The organism is Spiroplasma sp. DGKH1 (assembly GCF_040940205.1).
Taxonomy (GTDB): domain Bacteria; phylum Bacillota_I; class Bacilli_A; order Mycoplasmatales; family Mycoplasmataceae; genus Spiroplasma.
This window is the reverse complement of sequence record NZ_JASTWG010000005.1, coordinates 56,781-76,496: the sequence shown is the minus strand read 5'-3', so window position 1 is coordinate 76,496 and position 19,716 is coordinate 56,781. Positions and strand designations below refer to the sequence as shown.

Genomic DNA, 19,716 nt, shown 5'->3' with positions numbered 1-19,716 from the left:
GTAATTTCTATTCATCCAATAAGGCAACTTGCTCTTGGATGTGCATTTTTCGTAAACTATGGGCCGATAACAGATAAGTTACTAAATAAATGATGGCAATTGTACATAAGACAATAATAATTAAATACCAAGTAAATGAATAAGGGAGCACAAGCAGATGGGCATTTTCAAAAATATTAATTCCCCCGACAATGGCAAACCAGCCGGCAACAAAACCAAGGATAAGAGCAATCACCACAATTGGGGTAAATAACCCTAAGGTAAAGGAGTTTATTTCCCGGTTGGTATATCCTTGAATCCGCAATAAGGCCATCATCTTACTAAACTGGTTAACAAATAAATTAGTAATCATAGTAACAATCGCAATTGCGGCAAAAATAATAATTAAGATAAAGGCAATTCCTAACATTAAGGCAATTAGAGCAACCCGGTCTAAAATATCAATTTTTGTACTAATCATATTATTATCCTTGACCATTCAGTTAAAGTTATCATTAAAATTATTAATATCATATCCCCCAGTTATGGAAGCTAACCCTAATCTGGTTGTTTGGTCAGTTGGTTCGGAGTCAAAGGTAAATTTCCCATTAAAATAAGTGGGAATCCCCAGATCCTGGTGATAAGTTGTGGCATAACCTAATAACTGGTTGGCAATATTTTGATTTAAATAAATTAATGGCTTTTCATAAGAATTTTGAACACCAACGACCTGATAATTAACTTTCTTTTGATAAGGATTACTTGCTAAATCATTGGCATTCGCAATCTTTAACAATCCGGTTTTAAATGCTTCGGTATATCATTGGGTTGGAATTCCAGCGTCACCAAATACTTGTTGCACACTAGTAATTGCAATAACACTATAATTTCAATCAAAAGGACGGATAACATAACTATTATCACGGGTACGAACAACCCCGTATTTGCCATCAATTAACGAGGGGAACGGATTGCCCGACGGATTTTTGTCATTCACAATAACTTTATTGAGGTCAATCCCATTGACCCCCGTTGCTGGTAATTTTAATAAAATATTTTTCATTAAATAATATGGGCGAACGTGATTTCCACTACTATCAGTATAGGTAGGATCATAATAGCCATATTCTAAGGCCGTATAACGGCTAGGATTAGTTACCCCGTTATATTTAACTAAATCAGAATTTCCATAACTTAGGTGGCTAAAATCAATTTGGTCGAGGGGAATATCCTTGCTCGGATCATACGAATCAATACCGTGGTCATTGTCTAAAGTATCATTATAAACTCACCAGGTCGGATCAATTGGAACTGCTTGGCCTAAGGTATTTGTATAAGTTAGAATATCAACGTTTGGTTGGGCCCTAATAATATCATTAACATGATAGTTATAACGTTTTTCAAAAGCCTGATTGATTAAAATTGGAATTGTATTATTTTGATATTTATCTTGTTGTAATAAATCCTTATTAAAAGTAATCATCCGACTATTTGGATTAATCCCATATGTTGCAATCCCTACCGCTTGGTTGTTTAATTGCACAGTTGAAGTAAATTTTGTGAAGAACTCATCATTTGCTTGATCATAGGGCACGGTTTGCGCAGCAATTGTAAACTCATTTTGACGTTCAACTGATTTATTCCAATATTCCATTAAATAAGCGGGGGCTAAGGCACTCACCGTTTGTTGAATACATGATTTTCAATCACCAACTAAACTATGGTTAATTCCGGCAATTTTGGGTAAAACTGTACAAGCAACATTATCAACCATAAACTGGATTTGGTCATCTGGTTTTCCGGTAGTTGGGTCACGATAATCATCTAAAATTTTTTGTAATGATCCAATGGAAATATTAGCGCCCCGAAAGGCTAGTAAGTTATACCCTAGCATATTAATAAGTTCACTGGGGTAATTACCACCTTTATCAATGGTTGGATCATATTCATTGGTATTAATTTTGCTAGTTTCTCGTCATGTTGGATTACCGATTGAATGATAATACTTAGGAATCACTCCGTTGTTTGCTAAGGGATAATCAATACTATTACCGTGCCCTACTCCTTGTCATTGGTAAACATCATAACGCGTAATTGGTGAATTGGGAATCGGCGCTTCATAATCGGTTTCGTTTTTAAAATTCCAATACTTATAATAATCACGGACAATTGAAGAACCAGTTACTGGCAAAGCAATTGCCATCGTAATTGCAAAAGTGGCAATTAACATTGTGCCAAAAATCATCACAATTTTTTTAACCGAAACTGCCGCAATTGAAAATTTAAATTTCGTATTAAATCGTTTTAATGGTAAATTTGCTCTTAGTTTTAAAATTAACGAATTAGGACGTAAATTTTTATTAAAGTTAATTAAATCTAAGGTATTAATGGAAATCATTCGCAGTGAAATAAAGAAACATACTAGACTACATAGGACTAGAAAACCAAGTAAACTATAAAATAATGATGGATAATAAGCATTAAACTGGCTTGGCAAGGTAAAGAAATTACTAAAAACCCCAATAATCGGAATTTGCAATACTAACCCAATTACCCAACCAAAAATAACACCGACAATAATTGGAATTAAGGGATAAAAAGAATACGCCAATGCAATTTGAACTTGGTTATAACCTAATGATTTTAAAATTCCAATTTTATTTTTTTCTTTTTCAATTTGTTTTTTAATAATTATTCATAAGGCAAATAACACAATAACTCCAAAGAAAATAATAATGGCCGTTGTAACAATGGTAAAAATATGAATTACATTTCCCAACATTTGATAACGATTATAAATTTTTGGTCCTTCATCTTTGCTTTGAATCTTTAGTTGACTTGCCACCGGAGTATTGTTTTTAATCCCTAGATAGTTTTTTAAAATATTGTTATATTCATCAGTGAAATGCTGTTGAAACAGATTAATATTACTATTATTAGTAATTGCTTTTAAAAATACCCGGGAAGTTTCTGATGTTGTTGTTGGATTACCTAATTTGTCATTGGCAAAAACATCAGAAGTAACATAAATTGTCGCTTCACTATTAGCATTTGGTAACACATCAACATCGTAAATTGTTGGATAACCATTTTGCGAGTCACTTCCAAACGCCCCAATTACTAAATCCTGGTCCTGTTGATAATTATTAACACTAATATGATCACCTAATTGTAAATGATGTTTTTTGGCATAGCCCGGCGTAATTACCACATAGCGTCAAAAGTTGGGATTATAACTTGGTAATGAGCGAAAGATTTTTAAATTAACACTATTTTTATCAACTAATTTAAACTTGACATTATTTTTGGTATCCCAAGTAATGAACTCGCGGCGGTCAAAAACATTAAAACCCGCATTTAATCCTAATAACTTATTATAAAGTTGGAAAAATTCTAAGTTTGTGTGCCCACGAAAACTACTATTGAAAAGATAATAACTACTATCATATAAACTCCCAATTGTTAACGAACCATAATTTTCGGGCGCTGAGGGATCCTTAAATTGTGTGGAAGTTAAAATACTACCCCCATAAAAATAACTATAGCCATTTTTTCAGTTCCCACTACCATTATCATAATATTCATATTGATAAACACTGCCCAAATTCCCATTTAAACCTTGTTCAAAAAAATCATTACTAATAATGGGATTCGCTTTGGTTTGGTCTTCTTTAATGACAGCAATATTAGTAGGATGGTTAATATCAATGTGTTGATTTCATTGCGTACCAGTACCATTATAATTTACTCAATCTTTAAACTTGGCATTAACATTATCTTTTGTTCATGGATTAACGGCTTTATTTAAATTATAGTTAATTAAACCAGTTAACATCTGATTAATATTATCGGTAATTTTAGTGTGCGTTAAAAATAAAAGATAGTTAGCAATACTAGCGTTAACTTCCTGTTGATAAGCCCCATCAAAACTAGCTTTGGCTTTAGAATATAACTGACCAATTAGGGAGTTTTTAAAATCAGCACCATTATAATTAAAATTATAAAATTGGTTTTTTGATGTTCATGTTAAGATGGCGTGGTTAGTACTATCAACAGTAATAAGATAATCACTGGTTGTTAAAGCTCGTAACGCACTATCCTTACCCCCAATTGTTAAAGTTGGAAACGAAAAAACATGATCTTGTAAATCATTATATGAGACATAGTTATCACTAAGGGCAAAAAGCGGGGTAAATGATTGTAAGTTTGCTTTATTGGTATCACGCGATTCAAAAGCATACGAATAATCATACTCCGCACTGGTTGGGTCTAAAAAAGCATTTGCTTTATTTAACCGGTCAATTGTAGAAGAAAATAAGGCAATAATTAAAGAAGATAAAAAAAGGAGCACGAAAAGAACAATAAATTGAATTTTACTTTTTAAAGCGCTTAGTAAATTTTGCTTAATTAACAAAAAATTCTTTTTCATATTATCTTCTTCCTACCTAAGAAAAACATTATCCTTTTTTATTCTTCATAAACTGAATAATGTTTTTCTACCCTATTAAATTACAAGTAATAATAATCAACACCATTTGGTTGGTATCATTTCATATCAGTTAACATCATATCATTAAGAACTGAAGTTCCAATGTTTGTTCACTCAACATGGTATTTATTTTTTACTTGTCCGTATAGAACTTTGCTAGGGTCAGCTGGATCAAAATATAATCCAGTTCCGTTTCAACTAGCACGATATTGTTCATCATTTTTTAATTTATCTAAATCAACAGCTTGTTTATGGGCATCAAGATTTGTTGATAAATCTCCTAACCCATGGTATTCAATATCAAATGAGACTGCTGCTAATTTTCCTGTTGCATCATATTGATGTTTGATATTTTCATATGTTCAATATTTATTGTCATCTAACCATGGTCCATATAAATTATCATAGACAAAATCAGCTGATTTGTTAAAATCAATTAATCCTTTGGCAAAGGCACCCTCCGGACCGTATAAAGCATTATACATGTCACCATTGTTATCGTGTCCTCATGAATATAAAACATCATATAATGAATTTTTAACAAATCCAGTTGGTGATGTTCCGCTAGGATCATAACCCATTATTTGATTTACTTCATCACGATAATTAGTATTGTTATTTGAAGCTCAAAATTTATCATAAGCTCCAGTTTCATCTTTTCCTAACGTTGCGTGGTGTAATTTATCAATTGTCGTTCATTTGTAATTACTATCATTGCCTAAAGCATCTCAGCTTGTATCATCACCTTCAAAATTAACTAAGGAAGTTAAAAATTGGTTTATTCCTGATAAAAATAATTTATAATTAACATCACTAAATTTTAAATTAATATGTAATTTTATTTGCATCCCTAGTTCCATCGCTTTAATTCCGGGATCATTATCTGTTAAATGCATAAATTCATCAAACTGCGCAGGTTTAGCATGTGCAGCAGCCATTGCAATTCCTAATAATGTTGTACTATCTTTTAAGATTTTTTTTACACCATCTTGCCAAACAGCATAGTCTGATCCAAAGAAATCATCATCGTGAGCAGTTGATGGATCAAGATTAGGTTTAACTAAGGCAATTTGATCTTTAATAGTTTGTCCAAATAATCCGGTGTCATCACCAATTTTTTTTGTATCACTTTTATTTCAAAGGGCTTTATTTCCATCATCATCTACAATTGAATTATTATCTGGATTACCAAATAACTTAGTATAAAGGTCCTGACCATATAAAGCAGTGGCCTTTTGTCTTCCGTCACCATTTGCAGCAACTTTATACACAGCATTCAAAAACATTCCTTGAACTCCATTGACGATAATCCCCACCGCATAATCTTTATAAATCATATTAAGGTTTCCTGAACCATATGGCCCTTGTCCTTCAGTTTTTGTTGTTGGTAAAAAAGTTGATAATAATTTAACCATACTATCTAGTGAATTTTTATCAAATAATTTTAATACTGTATCCATATTGCTTAAACCATTATTAACAGTGGTTGAGTTAGTATATAAATTAGAATCTAAACTATTGATTCCTCCCGTATTTAAATTAGACGAATCACCATTTAATCAATAAAACTGGTCCATTGTTTCGGGATCATCTTTTTGAATGAAATCTCCTAAATCCTTAAATTCATCTTGACTTGCGGTTGCAAATCAATTTTTTCATTGGTTATATAAAGTATCTAACTTAATAAAACCATGGTTATCCCCTAGATTAATTCCCCCGTTACTTAATGCATTATTAACACTATCATGACTAATAAATGAATTAGCCCCCGCTTGTGTTAAATTTAAATTTTCATGACGGCTCATAATCATTAATTTTGATAAACTTTTGGTACTTGTTAAGGCTTCTTCTAATAAAGCGTCTGTATCACTACCACTAGTACCAGAACAAGCAACAACAGAAACCGCTGAAGTCCCAATTAAAGAAAGCGAGCCTAAAATACTTAATAATTTTTTCATTTTCTTCCCCTCACTTTTTCGCTAAACAACTTCATTATTCCAAAAAAAAAAAAAAAAGCAAGGTATCTCTTGCTAGTTTTTTAAGAAATTTTGAAATAATTGGTAAACTTTTAAAAAAATTTTAATATTATTTTTTAATTAATAACACTGTTGTATAAGTTTGAATAATACTAGGAAAATTTTGTTCAGAAGTTGTTGCTTTAATATTAACTTGACTTGAATTTACATTTAATAACTTCACTAAATTATCTTTGATATTTTTTTTATGGGGTTGCAGTTTGGGTCTATCAACAATAATAGTACTATCAACATTAGCAATTTCGTAGTTTTGGTCCTTTAATAATTGCAGTGCTTTGGTCAGAATAACTTGGGAAGATAATCCCACATTAGTTTCATCAAACCATTCTCCTAAATCACCTAACCCTAAGGCACCAATAATAGCTTCACTAATGGTATGTAATAAAATATCGCCATCTGAAATTGCTTGAACTTGATATTGACAAGGAATTTTTACCCCTCCCAAGTAAATAAATTCTCCGGGAATTAAATTATGTAAATCATAACTATTACCAACTCGCATAAAAACCACTCCTAAACATTAAATTTGAAGAAACAAATATCACCATCTTGCATAATGTAAGTCTTTCCTTCACTGCGCATTTTACCATTTTCTTTTACTGCTTTTTCACTACCATAAGTAATTAAATCTTGGTAAGCATAAATATCTGCTTTAATAAAACCTTTTTCAAAATCAGTATGAATAATTCCAGCACATTCAGGAGCTGTTGCCCCTTTTTTGAAAGTTCAAGCGCGAACTTCTTGTTTTCCAGCGGTAAAGAAAGTTTGTAAACCTAACAACGCATAAGATTTTTTAATTAACTGGCTTAATCCGGACTCTTGAATCCCATATTCTGCCATAAAAATTGTTTTTTCTTCCTCATTTAAAGTTGATAACTCTTGTTCAACTTGGGCACAAATCGTCACAACTTCAATATTATTGTCCTTAGCATACTGTTGCACTTTTTCAACATATGGGTTGGTTTTTGTTTGTAAATCAGTTTCGGCAATATTTGCGACATAAATAAAAGGTTTAATTGTTAGGAGATTAAAATTTTTAATTGCTTTGTGTTCTTCGGGAGTTAACACTAAATCTTTTAATAATTTATTTGCGGCTAACTGCTGGTCTAGTTTTTGCAAAAGTTCATATTCAAAAACATCATCTTTTTGCTTTAAGGTTTGGGCCCGTTTAGCAATTTTATTAATCCGTTTTTCAATTTGTTCTTGGTCTGCAATAATTAATTCTAAGTTAATAATTTCAATATCACGGAGCGGATCAATGCTTCCTTCAACATGGGTAATATCTTTGTTTTCAAAACAACGAACAACCATACAGATGGCATCGGTATCACGAATATTAGCTAAGAAAGCATTTCCTAACCCTTCACCCTTGCTAGCTCCGGCAATTAACCCAGCAATATCATAAAATTCAAAGGTTGTATAAATTGCTTTGTGGGGTTGGAAGATTTCAATTAAATGCTGCATTCGTTCATCAGGCACTTCGACCACCCCGACATTTGGGTTAATTGTCGCAAACGGATAATTGGCTGCTTCAACTTGGGAATTAGTAATCGCATTAAATAATGTTGATTTACCAACATTTGGTAAACCAACGATTCCTACTTTTAACGGCATAGTAATACTCGCTTTCTATTCATCTGTTAAACCTAAAATTTCAAGAATCCGGTTCAAATCTTTAACTCCTAAGTAATTAATAATAATTTTATCCTTATCAATAATTACTTTGGTTCCTAATTTCCGCATAATTTTATTTTCTAAGAATTCATTAATTGTTCGTTGTTCCGGTTTTTTAACCGGTTTTAGTTTAATACTAATATTATCCCCATTATTATAACGTTTAACTAATTCTTCAACTTGGCGGGCATTCATATTATCTTTAATAATTTGGTGAGCAATTTTTTTAACTTCACTAACATCTGCTTGTAAACTTACTAATGGTTTTACTTGCCCCATTGTTAATTTTCCTTCTAAGACATCGGCTTGCAATTCTTTTGGTAAATTTAATAACCGCATTGTATTGGCAATATGACTACGTGACTTACCAATTCGGTTTGCTAATTCTTCTTGGGTAATATCTAATAAATCTAACAATTCTTTATAGGCATTAGCTTCTTCAATGGCATTTAAATCAACACGTTGAATGTTTTCTACTAACGCAACTTCTTTCATTTGCTGATCATCAAAATCAACAACTATTGCCGGAACTGTGGTTAAACCAGCTAGTTTTGCCGCACGGGTACGACGTTCTCCCGCGACTAAATAATAACCATTTGTTGTTTTTTTAACAATTACTGGTTGAATAACTCCGTGTTTTTTAATTGAAGTTGATAACTCTTGCAATTCCTCTTCCTTAAAAACCTTGCGGGGTTGGTGAGGATTAGGCAGAATTTCTGCTAACTTAATTTCACTAGCTGTTTCTTTTAATTCTTCATTATTTTCAATTTCTTTAATTACATCATTAATACCTTCACCAAAGATTTTATCTAAACCTTTTGAACTTAATCTGCTTTTAGTTGCCATTATTTGCTAAAACCTCCTTTGTTAATTCCCGATAAGCAATTGCACCAGCGCCGCCCTTATCATAATCAAAAATACTTAACCCGTGGGATGGTGATTCACTAATTTTAATATTGCGGGGAATATAAGTCTTATATACCTTTTCATTAAAATATTTTTTAACTTCACTCATTACTTCAAAAGATAGTTTGGTGCGGGAATCAAACATTGTTAAGACAATTCCTTCAATTGTTAAATTCTTATTAAACATTTTTTGAACAAACCGAATTGAACTTAATAACTGGGCTAATCCTTCTAACGCATAGTATTCGGCTTGGATAGGAATCAAAACGGAATCAGCACAACCTAAGGCATTCCGGTTAATTAATCCTAATGAGGGGGGACAATCAATTAAAATAAAATCATAATTATCACGCACTGGTTTAATGCGGTCTAATAATAAACTTTGACTATCTTCTGATTGTTCCATTAAATAAATATCCGCTCCGGCTAAGGAAATTGTCGCGGGAGCCAAATCAACATTCGGAATAATATTTGGAATAATAATATTTTTCAATGGTACTTGCCCAATTAAGACATCATACATACTTTCTGAAATATCATCTTTATTGGTTCCAATCCCCGTTGTTGCATTCCCCTGGGGATCAATATCAATTAATAGTATTTTTTTACCATGTAACGCCAAGCCAGCTGCTAAATTAATCGAAGTTGTTGTTTTTCCAACGCCACCCTTTTGATTAGTAACCGCAATGATTTTTCCCATCTAATTCCTATCCTCTTTTCTATCTAATTTAATAATAAAATATTCAATTATATTATATAACACTTTAACCAATTGGTGATTTTTTTATTTGACTAAAATGGCGGGGGTATTTACTATTAGTTGGTTGACGTTTTTTAAAATAACAAATATTTCGTTCGCCTAAGTGGTCAATATTTTCATATTGTAAATCAATTAGTTCTAACCCTAAAACCGCAATTGTTTTTTGACTAGCAGCTAATTCTGCTTTTATATTAGCACCTTTATAACAAATTAACAAACCACCAACTTTTGCTAATCGCACAGTTAATTCTAATAACATTCCTAAGTTAGCAACTGCTCGCGAAAGAATAATATCAAATGTTTCAGGATGATCGTAACTATATTCTTCAGCTCGAGCATGAATAATAGTAACATTAGTTAAATTAAGTTTAGTAACTAAGTTAGTTAAAAACTTACAGCGTTTTGCTAACGCTTCAATAATAGTTAACTTAAAATGAGGATTAATAATTTTTAACACAATTCCCGGAAAACCAGCCCCACTTCCCACATCACAAATATTACTATTTTCACTAATTTGATAATGTTTTAATAATAATAATGAATCTAAAAAATGTTTATAATATACTTCTTCTTCATCGGTAATGGCAGTTAAATTCATTACTTTATTTTGGGCAATTAAATAGTCATAATAAATTTTTAACTGGTTTTGTTGGTCCTCACTAATTATTAAATTGGGCAGAACATTTGTAATTATTTCAATCATCTTGCAGTTTCCTTACTATTTATTCCTTTATTATTTATTATATCAATTTCTAGTGTTATCATAATAATATTAATAAATAAAGGAGTAAATAAAAATGAAAAAGGCCTTAATAGTTATTGATTACCAATATGATTTTGTTGATCCGAGCGGGTCATTATATGTTAAAGATGGAGAAAAACTGCAAAAACCATTATTAGCATTAATTAACGAATATAAAAATAATAATGACTTAGTCATTGCCACAAAAGACTGACACCCGGCACACCATTGCTCATTTGAAATCTGACCGCCCCATTGTATTCAAAATAGTAAGGGTAGTGAATTATATAATTTAGCAGAAAGTAGTTTTGACAAAATTATTTTAAAAGGAACAAAGTTAAATGCCGATAGTTATAGTGGTTTCTTTGATGATGATCATACTAGCAACGGATTAGATGAATATTTAAAAGCGCACGATGTCACTGACCTTTGTATTGTTGGAGTGGCTCTGGATGTTTGTGTCTCCGCAACTTTAGTTGATGCAATTAAATTAGGTTACCATGGTTATGTTGACTTAAATCTTTGTGTCGGAATTGATAACCACGTAAAGTTTTAAAAGGAATAATGTTAATTATTCTTTTTTTTATTTTTAAAAGTACTAAATATAAAAACCACTAATATTTAAATTAGTGGTGATTATTAAGATTAAATTTTTTGCGGAAATTACTCATCAAGTAATTCTTCCATTTCTTTAAATTTAACTCGCTTAATTACTTCGCCATTTGGCAAATAACCAATTCTTCCCTCTTTACTGCTTCTTCACCGAACTTGATAATAAATAATATTTTGGCGATAAAGCAGTTTTAATAAATCAATTCAATTATAAAGGGTATCTTTATATAACCATCTTTTTTCATTATGGGCTTGGATTAACTGGCGGTCATAAAAACTATGCGGATGAGACCACATTTTAATTTGCCGAACGGTGTTTTCTTTCCGTGAAACAATTTCCAAATTTTCCACCCGGTTATCACGGGGGTTTCCGTTAATATGATCAACAGTCATATTATGGGGAACTTGACCAATAAATAGTTCAACTAAAATACGATGGAGTGGTTTTGTTTTTGTTTTATTATCAACCCGACGGCGAATTAAAAAATAGTTAGTATTTTTCGGTTTTTTTAATTCTTTAATTTGTTTCGTTTGACTGTTCCGAATTCGTCCTAAGTTACTAAATTCCAAGTGAGGAAAATCAGGATGGACTTTTCATATTTCATTTTTCTCTGTACTCATTGTTTCACCTTTTTATTATTTATTTCTTTGATATGGCGGGATTATTTTTAATATAAAACCGGTATAAATGATCTTTTGCCACAATAGCATAATCAACATTAATCCGGGGCGTTGTTACAATTGCGCTTGGTGGCAATTCTTCATTATCTAGTAAAAATAATTCATCATTCGTTAATAAATCTAACCCATCATTAGTTTTATCAATCTTTAAATAGCGACATACTTTTCCGGGACCATTAGCTAGTTTAAAGTTAGGTTGAAAAAGTTCCTGACGTTCATCACTAATAATTTCACAAGCGCGAATTAAAACCGCACTGGGGTAATTTTCCTGGTCACAAACAAAATTTAAACAATAATACATCCCATAAATAATAAAAATATGAACAAACCCGCCTTTTCAAAATAATGTTTCGTTGCGAGCTGTCCTTTTATTATTAAAAGCATGATTAGCATCATCGGTTGGACCATCATAGGCTTCAACTTCGACAATACGCGCAATAATTTTTTTGCCATCAATAATCCGCACCAAATACTTATTTAATAAACTTTGGGCAACAGTAATGGCATTCTTAGCAAAAAACTGGGGGTCAGTAATTCTTTGTTGTAAATTTGGCATGGGGCTAAATACTATTTAATTGGTTCACATTGATCAAAAGGAATTTCAGTTGGTGTTAAGCGTCCAAACATTTCTAAATTAACAGTTGCCATTCCCTTTGTGGTATCTAATTTTGTAACTTGTCCTTCCATATCAGTAAACGGACCAGCAATGATTTTTACATAATCATTAACTTCAAAATTAGCAACATAAACCTTTTTAACTTTTTTATTTGTTTGGGCTTCTTTAAAAGAAGTTGCTTTACTTAACATTGTCCGCGCTTCTTGATCGGTTAGCGGAAATGGTTTTGTTCCCCGCCCTGATGACCCAATAAACCCAGTAACACCAGTGGTATTCCGTACAATATATCAAGCATCATCATTCATAATCATATTAATAAAGATATAACCTGGATAAAGGTTTTTTTCAACTGGTTTTTTGCCCTTTCCTTTTGGAGGAATAATTTCTTTGACGACGCGGATGTCAAAAATAACATCTTTCATATTCAAAGATTCTACCCGTTGGATTAAGTCATCGCGCACACGATCTTCATGTCCGGAATAACTATTAATAACATATCATTTCCCTTTATACTTATTAATATCATCAAGTTCTGGTTGGTTAGTTTGTGTTACATTTGAATTATTTTCACTCATTGTTTTACCCCTTTTTTAAATTATTTTATTCTCTTTAAATAATATGTGCGACTTTTAAAACATGTGATAGTATTTCATCTAGACAGAAGAAAAATACTGCAAATGCGATAATAAAAAGAATTGTAATTAAAAACTTTCTCCCGAGACTACCTTTCCGTGCTCAGCGAATCCGGCTTACTTCTTTTGCCATTTTTACTGGAAATTCACGGAAAGCTAATTTTCAATTAATCCGGTCTTTATCTTTTTTTTCACCTTTACGACTAAAAAAACTTTTTTTAGGTTTTTCCGCGGTTGGTGCTTCATCCACTGCGGTTGGTTCCTTAACGCTACCAATTTTAATTGGGGCCTCTTTTGCTTTACGTTTTTGGAACATTGCGGCAGCCCGTTCAACTTTTAATTGGGCACGTTGTTCTTTACGTTCGGCTCTGGTTAATTTTTCCGCTTTTACTTTTGGTTCTTTGGGAGCTTTTGTTGGTTTTTTATCCTTATTATTACTCATCTTTTATCACCTACCGTGTTTCCTTATGAATTGTATGCTTATTACATGTTTTACAAAACTTTTTAATTTCAAAACGTTCCTTATGAGTTAACTTGTTTTTATAAGTAATATAGTTACGATTTAAACATTCTGAACATACTAATATGATTTTTTCGCGCATTTTATTTCACCATATTTAATTATAGTATATTAATACCAAAAATTATACCAAAGATGCATTATTTTTACTAAAATCTCGAATTTTTTTCATAATCCGTTGTTGGGCATTATCAACTTGGCGGTATGTTAACCCTAATTCGTGTGAGATTACTCTTATATTATATCCTCTTATCCAAAAAAGAAAAACCTTTTTCTCAAGGGGTGATAAGACTGTCAACAAATATTCTTTAATTAAAATAAGGGTTTCTGCTTCTAATAAATCTTGTTCAAGATTCACCGCACTATCTTGGTCAAAATTAGTGGTTCCCAACATTTTTAAATAACCATTCAGAACATAATGTTTGCTGTTCAAATGCTTTCGTAAATAATTATGGATATCTCAAATAAATCTTTGTTCAATAAAATCACTTAATTTTTTCTTTGAAGTTGGATTATAAATCTGGGCGCTTTTCATAATTGAAAAATATTTAATTGTTTCTAAATCTTCTAATTCCACGGGCAAACTAAAGTATTTATGGTAAGTTCGCCGTTTACTAGTTTCTAATTTTTGACAATAAATTTTATATAAATTTAAGAGGGCTTTTTCATTATGTTCATCTTGATATAAATATAATAATTCATATTCATTCATCTCTCATAATACCTCCTTACTATTTTATAGTTGCTGTTGGGAGTTTTTAATTTGGTAAATTAAAATTCCAGCGGCAACTGATACATTTAAGGAATCTAAATGGCCATTTGTCGGAATAAAAATATTAAAATCAGCGTGTTGTAATAATTTTTGACTAACTCCCTCCCCTTCATTCCCTAAAATTAAGGCAATCGGAGTGTCATATTCTAAACTATCAACTCGTTGGGCCTTGTCATTTAAACTAGTCGCATAAATTCAATAACCTTGTTTTTTTAAGTATTCCACTGCATTTGTTAAATTATTAACTTTACAAATTGGAACATAGTTAAATCCTCCCGCTGATGTTTTTGCCACTGTCGCATTTAACTCAACTTGACGTTTATCCAAAATGATAACCCCATCAACGCCAAACATATCACAAGTTCGTAAAATTGCCCCAAAATTATGGGGATCAAAAATTTGATCAAGAATTAGTAAAAACGGATATTGTTTTTGACGTGCTTTCATTACTAATTCTTCCAACAAATAGTATTGTGGCTTATAAATTTCTAACACCACATTTTGGGTTTTTTCACTATTTGTTAATTTTAATAAAGTTTGTTTGCTAACTTGTTTAACTGGAACATGTCCTTTGTGAGCGATTGTAATAATTTCTGTTATTAACTTACTGTTTTCACTAACATATAAACATTTAATTTTAATATTCTTATTAAGTAAACTTTCTTTAACAGCATTGATTCCATAAATATACATATATTCTTGCATAATATTTACCCTTTCTTAACAAAAAATGCATAAATTACATATTAATAATACAACTAACGCGCAGGATTTAAGATGCTATTATCAGAAATTAAAGTTGCTAATGCTTGCATTGCCCGCTCATAAATTGCGAGATTTTTCGCCTTCTTACTATCATAAGATTGACCTAGTACTGGAATGATCCCGATATTTGCTTTCATTGGCTTTAGATTTTTTTGCCGAGGATTAGTAACATAATTCATTAATGATCCTAATACTGTTGTCGGGGGAAAGATCAGCGGTTTTTGGTGATGATAATATTGATAAACATTCAGAGCACAATATAAGCCACTCGCTGTTGATTCTAAATAACCTTCAACACCAGTAATTTGACCAGCAAAGAAAATATTCGGATTTTTCTTTAATTGTAATGACTGGTTTAATAACTTTGGGGAATTAATATAGTTATTTTTATGCAACACTCCATAACGAACAATATCTACCTTCGCTAACCCCGGAATAAAATTATTAATAATCCTTTTTTGTTCGGGTCAGGTTAAATTTGTTTGTCATCCTACAATATTATATAAAGTATCAATTAAATTATCTTTTCGTAGTTGTACAACAGCATAAGGCAAATTACCATGGTCATCTTCTAAATGATTGGGGCTCATTGGCCCGTTTAATAATAACTTCTTAGATTGTTTGGCTAGTACTTCAATTGGTTGGCAACCCTTAAAATATTTCTCAAATTCTTTTAATGCTACTGTCGAAGCACTAACCAACTCCTGGTGCAATAAATTAAATTCTTGTTCTGATAATGGACAAACTAGATAATCTTTTGCCGCACTATGACGAGCTTGATAATAAACTTTTGTAAAATCAATATTTTCTTTGGTAATAATTGGTGCGGAAGCATCATAAAAATATAATGCTTTTTTACCAATAATTTTAGTTAATTCTTCTTGTAACTTTTCAGTTGTTAACGGGCCAGAAGCAATAATGGTAATGTCCCGCGGATTTATCGTTTCAAACTCCGTATGATGGATAGTAATATTGGGATTATTAACTAACTGTTGTCTTACATAGTTACTAAAAAGTTGACGGTCAACTGCTAAAGCATCATCAGCTGGAATTGCACTTGTCAATGCTGCTTTAATAATTAAAGAATCTAACATTTTTAATTCTTCTTTTAAAATCCCGCTCGCATTCTCTACTGACTTACTACGAAAAGAATTAGAACAAACCAATTCAGCAAAGGAATCTAAATTCTGGACGGGATTCTTTTTAACTTGTTTTACTTCGTAAAGGTTTACCGGCAATCCACGCTTAGCTAATTGGTAAGCAATTTCACAACCGGCAAGACCAGCTCCCACAACATTAATGTTTTTATTTTTCATTTTAAATAATATCCTTTTGGATTAACTGACTTCTAATTTGATCAGCTTTATCATATTTTTTTTCTTTTTTATATGTTTCCCATTGGGCTAATAATTCAAGTACTTCAGGAGTTATTTTTGGCAATCTAAAATTAAAATTTAAGAGATTAAAAATAATGTTATAAAAATCACCTGTCATTATTAAATCTAAGTTGTTTTCTTTTAACTGGTGGTTAAGAGTTTTCATTAAATTGTTAACGACAGTTAAAACATTGGGAGTATTTAAATTATTGGCTAAATGATCATTAGCTAATATTAAGTTTTCCCCCCGCTCTTTTAAATTAAGCTGTAAATTATGTTGTCCTAAATAACGGTTAAGATTTTTTAATAAATTAAAAATTTTGTTGGTTTCATTAATGGCATACTGGATTAGATCATCTGTTATATTTAAAGGTTGGGCGTAATTTGTTGAATACATTAAATACTTCAAACTATTTGCACCATACTCATCAAGATATTGGCGTAAGGGAATAATATTTCCTAATGACTTACTCATTTTTTCATTATCTAAGTTTAAATGACCATTATGTAACCAAATATCAGCAATTTCTTTTTGGTTCTTTGCTAAATACTGAATTCGTTCATTTTCATGGTGGGGAAAAATTAAATCAATCCCTCCTGTGTGAATATTAATTGTCTGATGATCAAAATATAAATCAATTAAGAGCGCACATTCAGTGTGCCATCCCGGGCGGCCCTTTCCTCACGGTGAATCAAATAAGATGCCAGTGGTTGTTTTTTTTCATAAAGTAAAATCAAGGGGATTCCTTTTTGCCGGATCAACTTCAATACGAGCCCCCGATGTTAATTCACTGATAACTTTATTGGATAAGCGGCCATATTCCGTTTCGTATTTATCAATCGCAAAATAAACATTCCCTGCCACAGCATAGGCCGCACCTTTATCAACTAAAGCAGCAATAAAATTAATAATATCTTCAATGTGCATACTAATTGGAACATAGCGATCAGCTTTGCGAACTTGCAAACGGGTAATGTCTTCTTGAAAAGCCGCAATAAAAAATTCACTAACTTCCTTTTCCGTTTTTTGATCACAAAGCGCTTGGTTAATAATTTTGTCATCAATATCAGTGTAGTTTTGCAAAAAGTTAACCTTTACATTATTAAATTCTAAATAATTTATTAATAAATCAACCGTAATTAGCGGGCGGGCATTCCCAATGTGAATATAATTATAAACAGTTGGTCCACAAGAATAGATGTTAACCACGGGTTGGTCTAAATTGCTTAAGGTGCGAGTTAAACTATTATATAATTTCATCATTAAGCATCACTTCCATCTCTATCCTTACTAATTTTTTTTAAATGAAATAATAACATCTGAATATCAGAAGGATTAATTCCTGAAATTCGGTTTGCTTGGCCAATTGAAATTGGCTTAATTAATTTTAATTTTTCGCGTGCTTCAATGGCTAAATTATCAACCTCATCATAATTAAGATCAGTGGGGATTTTTTTATTTTCAAGTTTAATTGTTTTTAAAGCAATTTCTTGCTCTTTTTTAATATAACCTTCAAAACGAATATTAATTAGCAAGTTTTGTTTTAAGAATGATGGTAAATTTTTTAAGGCACTAATCGCTGCTTCAAGATATTTAATATTAATATCGGGACGTTTTAATAAATTATAAGCACTAATTTTTTCATTAATAATAATCCCATCATTTTTTAACTGTAAAATAATTGGTGACTGGTGATCAAAAATTGTTTCTTTTAATAATTGGTAAACACGATTATAACTAGCGACATTTGCTTGGTAATCTGCCCATTCCTCATCACTAATTAAACCAAATTTTTTGGCATAATGTTTCAAGCGCTCTTCAGCATTATCATTGCGTAATAAGAGGCGATATTCAGCTCGTGATGTTAATAACCGATATGGTTCTTCAGTACCCTTAGTCACTAAATCATCAATTAACACCCCGATGTAAGCTTCATCGCGACGTAAAATAAAAGGTTCCTGGTGATCAATTTTTAAACAAGCATTAATTCCGGCCATTAAACCTTGGCAAGCTGCTTCTTCATAACCACTGGTTCCATTAATTTGCCCTGCAGTATATAAGTTAGCAACTAACTTACTTTCTAAGGTATGTGTCATTTGGGTGGGATCAATTGCATCATATTCAATTGCATAAGCTCATTTAGCAACTTCACAGTTTTCTAACCCCGGAAGGGTTCTTAACATTTGATCTTGAATATCAATTGGCATTGAAGTGGAAAAACCTTGGACATAAATTGTATCTAATTCTTTTGACTCAGGTTCTAAAAAAATCTGGTGACGAGATTTATCAGGAAAACGGGTAATCTTATCTTCAAAACTTGGACAATAGCGTGGCCCTCTCCCCACAATATTACCCGAATACATTGCTGATTTTGTTAAATTTTCCGTAACTAACTGGTGGGTTTCATCATTGGAATGAATTAACCAGCATAATTCTTGTTTTGCAAAAGGTAAAAAATCTTTTGTTGAATACGAAAATGCCAGGGGCATATCGCTTCCCGGTTCTGGTTGAGTTTTGCTAAAATCAATTGAATCACGTTTAATTCGCGCTGGGGTTCCAGTTTTCAAACGAATTAAGCGAAATCCTAAAGCAGCTAATTGTTCGGAAATCCCATTTGTCGTAATTTCACCATCTGGTCCTGATGATTTTTTTTCTTGTCCACGTAAAACAACTGATGCCATATAAGTTCCCGTCGTTAAAATAACAGCTTTCGCAATAATTTGTTCTCCCCCAACAACAACCCCATAACATTGCTGTTGGTTATTAACTAATAATTCATCAACAGGCAATGTTAAAAGATCCAAGTTTGCTTGGTTACTAATAATATCTTGCATATATTTTCCATATTTAATTTTATCGGATTGGGCTCGTAAAGCTCAAACAGCAGGGCCACGCGATGAATTTAAAAGTTTCATCTGCAGGGCTGTTTTATCAGCGGCTTTCGCCATTTCACCACCAATGGCATCAATTTCACGGACCACAATCCCCTTGGCTGGTCCACCAATTGAAGGATTACATGGCATACTAGCAATTTTATCTTTGCTTAGAGTTACCATTAAAGTTTTTTTACCCATTCGGCTGGCAACAAGAGCTGCTTCCACCCCGGCATGACCACCACCAACGACAATCACATCATATTCTTTCATTTTTATTCC

At 31.9% G+C, this 19,716-nt stretch carries 18 protein-coding genes; 1 reads left to right on the top strand and 17 read right to left on the bottom strand.

The annotated features are described in order from the left end of the window. Nucleotides 1–7: 7 nt before the first annotated feature. The 7 genes from QPK10_RS04895 to rsmG all read right to left on the bottom strand — a co-directional run bounded on the left by QPK10_RS04895 (nt 8) and on the right by rsmG (nt 10,547). Nucleotides 8–4,408 (bottom strand): ABC transporter permease, encoded by a 4,401-nt coding sequence (locus QPK10_RS04895; RefSeq protein ID WP_368486885.1) that lies wholly within the window; start codon nt 4,406–4,408, stop codon nt 8–10. Nucleotides 4,409–4,488: 80 nt separating this feature from the next. Further along, a complete protein-coding gene (locus tag QPK10_RS04890) occupies nt 4,489–6,426 on the bottom strand; it encodes a lipoprotein (RefSeq protein WP_368486884.1) in 1,938 nt (645 codons plus the stop codon). A 127-nt stretch (nt 6,427–6,553) separates the two neighbouring features. Then, nucleotides 6,554–7,006 carry a 2-C-methyl-D-erythritol 2,4-cyclodiphosphate synthase gene (gene ispF, locus QPK10_RS04885; protein ID WP_368486883.1) on the bottom strand — a complete coding sequence of 151 codons (453 nt, stop codon included), beginning with the start codon at nt 7,004–7,006 and terminating at the stop codon, nt 6,554–6,556. An 11-nt stretch (nt 7,007–7,017) separates the two neighbouring features. Further along, complete coding sequence (gene ychF, locus QPK10_RS04880) at nt 7,018–8,118, bottom strand: redox-regulated ATPase YchF (protein ID WP_368486882.1); 1,101 nt, start codon at nt 8,116–8,118, stop codon at nt 7,018–7,020. A gap of 15 nt (nt 8,119–8,133) precedes the next feature. Next, on the bottom strand, nt 8,134–9,024 hold the full coding sequence (locus QPK10_RS04875) for a ParB/RepB/Spo0J family partition protein (RefSeq protein ID WP_368486881.1): 891 nt from the start codon (nt 9,022–9,024) through the stop codon (nt 8,134–8,136). Continuing rightward, the gene (locus QPK10_RS04870) at nt 9,014–9,784 is read right to left on the bottom strand and encodes a ParA family protein (RefSeq protein ID WP_368486880.1); all 771 of its coding nucleotides are present in this window, start codon (nt 9,782–9,784) and stop codon (nt 9,014–9,016) included. The genes QPK10_RS04875 and QPK10_RS04870 overlap by 11 nt, the downstream gene beginning before the upstream one ends. A gap of 64 nt (nt 9,785–9,848) precedes the next feature. Then, nucleotides 9,849–10,547: a 16S rRNA (guanine(527)-N(7))-methyltransferase RsmG gene (rsmG, locus tag QPK10_RS04865; RefSeq protein WP_368486879.1), complete on the bottom strand. Its 699-nt coding sequence runs from the start codon at nt 10,545–10,547 to the stop codon at nt 9,849–9,851. Nucleotides 10,548–10,641: 94 nt separating this feature from the next. Between rsmG and QPK10_RS04860 the strand changes: the two genes are divergently transcribed. After that, nucleotides 10,642–11,142, top strand: a complete 501-nt coding sequence (locus QPK10_RS04860) for an isochorismatase family protein (protein WP_368486878.1) — start codon at nt 10,642–10,644, stop codon at nt 11,140–11,142. 107 nt (nt 11,143–11,249) lie between these two features. On the opposite strand, the gene QPK10_RS04855 is transcribed toward QPK10_RS04860, so the two are convergent. The 10 genes from QPK10_RS04855 to mnmG are packed head-to-tail and all read right to left on the bottom strand — an operon-like array spanning nt 11,250 to nt 19,707. Next, complete coding sequence (locus QPK10_RS04855; protein WP_368486877.1) at nt 11,250–11,819, bottom strand: HNH endonuclease signature motif containing protein; 570 nt, start codon at nt 11,817–11,819, stop codon at nt 11,250–11,252. 19 nt (nt 11,820–11,838) lie between these two features. Then, nucleotides 11,839–12,435 (bottom strand): DNA-3-methyladenine glycosylase, encoded by a 597-nt coding sequence (locus QPK10_RS04850; RefSeq protein WP_368486876.1) that lies wholly within the window; start codon nt 12,433–12,435, stop codon nt 11,839–11,841. 11 nt (nt 12,436–12,446) lie between these two features. After that, nucleotides 12,447–13,070, bottom strand: a complete 624-nt coding sequence (gene nusG / locus QPK10_RS04845) for a transcription termination/antitermination protein NusG (protein WP_368486875.1) — start codon at nt 13,068–13,070, stop codon at nt 12,447–12,449. A gap of 34 nt (nt 13,071–13,104) precedes the next feature. Further along, on the bottom strand, nt 13,105–13,569 hold the full coding sequence (gene secE / locus QPK10_RS04840; RefSeq protein WP_368486874.1) for a preprotein translocase subunit SecE: 465 nt from the start codon (nt 13,567–13,569) through the stop codon (nt 13,105–13,107). A 10-nt stretch (nt 13,570–13,579) separates the two neighbouring features. Next, nucleotides 13,580–13,729, bottom strand: coding sequence for a 50S ribosomal protein L33 (rpmG, locus tag QPK10_RS04835; RefSeq protein WP_073797335.1), 150 nt, complete (start codon nt 13,727–13,729; stop codon nt 13,580–13,582). Nucleotides 13,730–13,771: 42 nt separating this feature from the next. Continuing rightward, nucleotides 13,772–14,359 (bottom strand): RNA polymerase subunit sigma, encoded by a 588-nt coding sequence (locus tag QPK10_RS04830; RefSeq protein ID WP_368486873.1) that lies wholly within the window; start codon nt 14,357–14,359, stop codon nt 13,772–13,774. A gap of 24 nt (nt 14,360–14,383) precedes the next feature. After that, nucleotides 14,384–15,124 carry a 23S rRNA (guanosine(2251)-2'-O)-methyltransferase RlmB gene (gene rlmB, locus QPK10_RS04825; protein WP_368486872.1) on the bottom strand — a complete coding sequence of 247 codons (741 nt, stop codon included), beginning with the start codon at nt 15,122–15,124 and terminating at the stop codon, nt 14,384–14,386. A 53-nt stretch (nt 15,125–15,177) separates the two neighbouring features. Further along, the gene (gene trmFO / locus QPK10_RS04820; protein ID WP_368486871.1) at nt 15,178–16,500 is read right to left on the bottom strand and encodes a methylenetetrahydrofolate--tRNA-(uracil(54)-C(5))-methyltransferase (FADH(2)-oxidizing) TrmFO; all 1,323 of its coding nucleotides are present in this window, start codon (nt 16,498–16,500) and stop codon (nt 15,178–15,180) included. 1 nt (nt 16,501) lies between these two features. Next, entirely contained in the window at nt 16,502–17,824 is a 1,323-nt protein-coding gene (gene cysS, locus QPK10_RS04815; protein WP_368486870.1) for a cysteine--tRNA ligase, read from the bottom strand. Then, nucleotides 17,824–19,707 carry a tRNA uridine-5-carboxymethylaminomethyl(34) synthesis enzyme MnmG gene (gene mnmG / locus QPK10_RS04810; protein ID WP_368486869.1) on the bottom strand — a complete coding sequence of 628 codons (1,884 nt, stop codon included), beginning with the start codon at nt 19,705–19,707 and terminating at the stop codon, nt 17,824–17,826. Before mnmG ends, cysS begins: the two co-directional genes overlap by 1 nt. Between the last annotated feature and the right edge of the window lie 9 nt (nt 19,708–19,716).